The following is a 2284-nucleotide window of genomic DNA, read 5'->3' on the forward strand; positions in this document are numbered from 1 at the left end:
GCACCGAGCCGCTGCAGACCAGTACGTCTCCGTCGCAGACCACCACCGAGCCGCCGGCGGCCACCACGACAACGGTGGTCACGACCACCAGCGCACCGCAGCCCCAGACCACCACCGCGGCACCGCCGCCGGTCAGCGCCGCCGCGACCACGGTGCCGATGACAACGGAGTACCTGACCATCCCGCTGGTGCCGATTCCGATTCCGATTCCGATTCCGGTGCCGGCCGGATAGCGGTGTGCGCGGCCGACGTCGGGCGGGCAGACTGGAGCGGTCGGTGACCGGCGGCCGGAAGGAGCAGCGATGGGTGGCGCATTCGGGTTCGACCCCGAGGACTTCGACCGGGTAATCCGGGAGGCCGGTGAGGGACTGCGTGACGCGCTGAACCAGATCGGCCACTTCTTCGAGATGCCGGGCGACCGGGCGGGCTGGGGCGCGCTCTTCGAGGGTCTGGCCCGCCGAACCGCGCCCGGCCCGGCTACCGCCGGTGAGGCCGGTGAGGGTGTCTGGGCGATCTACCTGGTGGGCGACGACGGCAACGCGCGCGTCGAACAGGTCTTCGCGACCGAGATCGACGCCTTGCGGGCCAACCGGCACAACACCGACCCACTGCGCAAGGTGCGTTTTCTGCCGTATGGGATCGCGGTCAGTGTGCTCGACGACGCCGACGAGGCCTCGGATACGACGTAACCGCCCGTGTCCCAGATCACTGGGACAGCTGTGACTGGTGAGCAGTCGCGTGGCGGCAACCGGCTGTCGCATGGTTCTATTCGATGTGTGCCGGAGATGAATCGTCGAAAAGCGATGTTGATGATGGGCGTCGGCGCCGTGGCGGCGACGTCTCCGCTCGCCAAGGCCGCCGAAGCCGTGGCCGACCCGGCGCCGCTACCAGCCGGTAGCGCCGGCACTGGTGGGTACATCTTCCGCGACGAATTCGACGGCCCGGCCGGCTCGTCTCCGGACCGGTCGAAGTGGACCATCTCCAACTTCCGCACGCCGATCAAGAACCCGACCGGGTTCGACCGGCCGGAGTTCTGGTACCAGTACCGGGACAGTCGGCAGAACGTCTTCCTAGACGGCAACTCCAACCTGGTCATCCGGGGCACCAGGGACGGGAACACCTACCACGGTGGCCTGTTGCACGGGAATTTCCGCGGCGGGATCAACACCACCTGGGAGGCCCGGATCAAGCTGAACTGCCAGACCGCGGGGTGCTGGCCCGGTTGGTGGCTCTCCAACGACGACCCGGGCCGCAGCGGCGAGATCGACCTGATGGAGTGGTACGGCAACGGCGACTGGCCGTCGGGGACCACCGTGCACGCCAACCCCTGGGGCACCGCCTTCGAGACGCACCCGATCCCGGTGGACGGCAACTGGCACAACTGGCGGGTCACCTGGGATCAGAGTGGAATGTACTTCTGGCAGGACTATGTCGAGGGCATGCAGCCGTATTTCACCGTCCCGGCGACCGGCATCGAGAACCTGGACGAGCCGATCCGGGAGTGGCCGTTCAACGACCCCGGCTACACCGTCTTCCCGATCCTGAACCTGGCGATCGGCGGCTCCGGCGGCGGTGACCCGGCGGGCGGCGCCTATCCGGCGGACATGCTGGTCGACTGGGTTCGCGTTTTCTGAAACCCCGCGAGGCGGCGCGTCGTTTATGAGGCGACTATGTGGAAATTCTCAGATCCTGACTCGGATTGCTGCAGCTGGGCCGGCTCGCGCCTAGGGTGCTCTGCGTGAGACGGCACAGCTCGGCCACCGGCCTGCGGTGGTCGTTGTTAGCGACGATGATCGGTGCCGGTGCTACCGCGTTCGTCGTCTCCGGCGGCGGCCCGCAACCGCGAGTGAGTCCGGCCCCCGGCGATCCGGTCGCCGGCGGCGCCAAAGTGGTGGCGGCCGCCCATTCGGAGATGGTGATGATTCCCGGGCGAGCTTCGCGCACGGTGTGGCGGATCATCGAGCCGCCGAAGGCGTTGCCGGTCGGGGTCGCCCCGGAGCAGGGTCTGCAGGTACGGACCATCCTGGTGGCCCGCTGCATCAGCGCGGAATTCCCGGAGATCCACCAGATCGGCGGGGTTCGCCCGGATGCGCTGCGCTGGCATCCCGACGGCCTGGCGGTGGATGTGATGATCCCGGACCCGGGCAGCGCCGAAGGCATCGCCCTCGGTGACCGGATCGTCGCGTTCGCGTTGGAGAACGCCGAGCGGTTCGGGCTGCAGGACGCGATCTGGCGCGGCGTCTACTACACGCCCGGCGGGCCGAGCGGCAGTGGTTACGGGCAC

3 protein-coding genes and 1 pseudogene are annotated in these 2284 nt (G+C 68.5%); 3 read left to right on the forward strand and 1 reads right to left on the reverse strand.

The window, feature by feature from the left end; translation table 11 throughout:
* Window positions 1-181: pseudogene (locus tag AC2VNT_RS05770) on the reverse strand (hypothetical protein); the annotation flags it as partial.
* 121 nt (window positions 182-302) lie between these two features.
* Here AC2VNT_RS05770 and AC2VNT_RS05775 point away from each other — a divergent pair.
* The 3 genes from AC2VNT_RS05775 to AC2VNT_RS05785 all read left to right on the forward strand — a co-directional run.
* Entirely contained in the window at window positions 303-689 is a 387-nt protein-coding gene (locus AC2VNT_RS05775; RefSeq protein WP_486945942.1) for a hypothetical protein, read from the forward strand.
* Between the two features lie 96 nt (window positions 690-785).
* Window positions 786-1634 carry a glycoside hydrolase family 16 protein gene (locus tag AC2VNT_RS05780; protein ID WP_486945943.1) on the forward strand — a complete coding sequence of 283 codons (849 nt, stop codon included), beginning with the start codon at window positions 786-788 and terminating at the stop codon, window positions 1632-1634.
* A gap of 104 nt (window positions 1635-1738) precedes the next feature.
* On the forward strand, window positions 1739-2284 hold a 546-nt coding region (locus tag AC2VNT_RS05785; RefSeq protein WP_486945944.1), incomplete at its 3' end, for a VldE C-terminal domain-containing protein.

The sequence above is a fragment of the Mycobacterium sp. TH-M15 genome (assembly GCF_057473705.1).